Here is a 1,850-nt window from a genome sequence, read left to right on the forward strand (position 1 = left end):
AGACTGCTGAACAAAGGCGCGCCTCCCACGGTCGCCCGGTGGTGGTGAAATCCTGTGGGTATGCAGGGTGAGTCGGATCGGCAGCGTGAACTGCTGGACGTGGAGTCGGTGGCGGGGCATCTGCTCGAGCCGGGCGGCGTGTTCGCGTTGCTGGCTGAGCATCGTGACCGGTTGTTCCCGGTCGAGTTGTTCGCCGATCTGTTCCCGTCGGGGCGTGGGCGGCCCTCGATCCCGGGCGAGGTGGTCGCCTCGGTGATCGTGTTGCAGGCGTTGTACGGCCATTCGGACCGTGAGGCGGTCGACGCGTTGACCTTCGATCTGCGGTGGAAGGCGGCGTGTGGGTATGCGATCGACGCGAAGGGCTTCGATGCCTCGACGTTGACCTACTGGCGGCGCCGGCTGGCGGCCAGCGAGCGGCCGCAGCGGATCTTCGAGGTGGTCCGCGACGTGATCGACCAGACCGGGGCGGTGGCGGGCAAGACGCGGCGGGCGCTGGACTCCACGGTCCTCGATGACGCGGTCGCGCGACAGGACACCGTGACCCAGCTGATCGCCCAGATCCGCCGGGTCGGCCGCGAGGTCCCCGACGCCAAGAACCTCATCGGGGCGCACTGCACCCGACTGGTTGCGTTGACCGGGCAGGATTACAGCTCGACGGGGAAGCCGCCGATCGCGTGGGACGACCGGGCTGCCCGCGACGAGCTGGTGTCCGCGCTGGTGGGCGACGCGCTGGCGCTGCTCGCGGCCCTCGATGATGAGGTCGGACTCGAGCAGATCACCAGGGCGGGCGGGCGGCCGGCTGAGGCGGTCGCGTTGCTGGCGCTGGTCGCCGGGCAGGACGTGGAGCCGGCTGAGGACTCTGATGGCACCGACGGCCGCTGGCGCATCGCCCGCCGGACGGCTCCGGATCGGGTGATCTCGACCGTGGATCCCGACGCCCGGCACGCGCACAAGACCCGGGAACGGCGCCAGGACGGCTACAAGGCGCATGTGGTGGTCGAGCCCGACACCGGATTGACCACGGCGGTGAGGTTGACCAAGACGAACGGCGCTGAGAATTCCGACGCGAACGTCGGCGCGGACCTGGTCACCGCCGACACCACCATCGGCGCAGGCGAGGCCGTCGAGGTGCTCGGCGACTCGGCCTACGCCAGCGGCGACATGCTCCATCAACTCAACCAGAGGAACTGGACGCCTCTGGTCAAGCCGTGGCCGATCAAGCCGGCCGTCGAGGGTGGCTTCACCATCGACGACTTCGTCTACGACGCGATCGCCAACACGCTGACCTGTCCCGGTGCCCTCACCCGCAGCCCGTCGCCGAAGGGCACCGTCACCTTCGGCGCCGCCTGCCGAGGTTGCCCGCTACGCGAGCAGTGCACCACCTCAGCATCTGGCCGCAGCGTGGTGATCGGCGAGCACCACCACCTGCAACGCGAACACCGGCAGCGAGCCGCCGACGACGGCTTCCAAGCCGTCTACCGCCAGCATCGACCGATGGTCGAACGCTCGATCGCCTGGCTCACCCGAGGCGCGCGCCGCGTGCCCTACCGCGGGATCGAGAAGAACAACAACTGGCTCCACCACCGCGTCGCCGCCCTCAACCTGCGCCGCCTCCTCGCCATGGGCCTCACCGTCCAGAACGGGACCTGGGTCCTCGCCTGAGCGCGAGCCCGCGGACCCTTGCGCCGTCCACCGCCAGTCGCTCAGCATGGCTGCAGGCGGGTGGAACGACCCTCGTTGTCGCACCCAGAGTGCTGACCAGAAATGCCGCTCGACGGCCCACCTTGAGGCGCTCCACCCGCCGCCCACCACTGCCGCTCCTGAACGCACCTTGTTCAGCAGCCTCCTAG

The 1,850-nt window shown here is 69.5% G+C and carries 1 protein-coding gene; it reads left to right on the plus strand.

The annotated features are described in order from the left end of the window. Nucleotides 1-60 precede the first annotated feature (60 nt). Nucleotides 61-1,662: an IS1182 family transposase gene (locus ACYQ0U_RS22620; RefSeq protein WP_459970012.1), complete on the plus strand. Its 1,602-nt coding sequence runs from the start codon at nt 61-63 to the stop codon at nt 1,660-1,662. Nucleotides 1,663-1,850 lie beyond the last annotated feature (188 nt).

It is taken from the genome of Nocardioides pyridinolyticus (assembly GCF_054653575.1).

Bases quoted from the DNA above. Each gene is read 5' to 3' on its own strand.
- ACYQ0U_RS22620 (WP_459970012.1), top strand. From the start codon at position 61: ATGCAGGGTGAGTCGGATCGGCAGCGTGAACTGCTGGACGTGGAGTCG.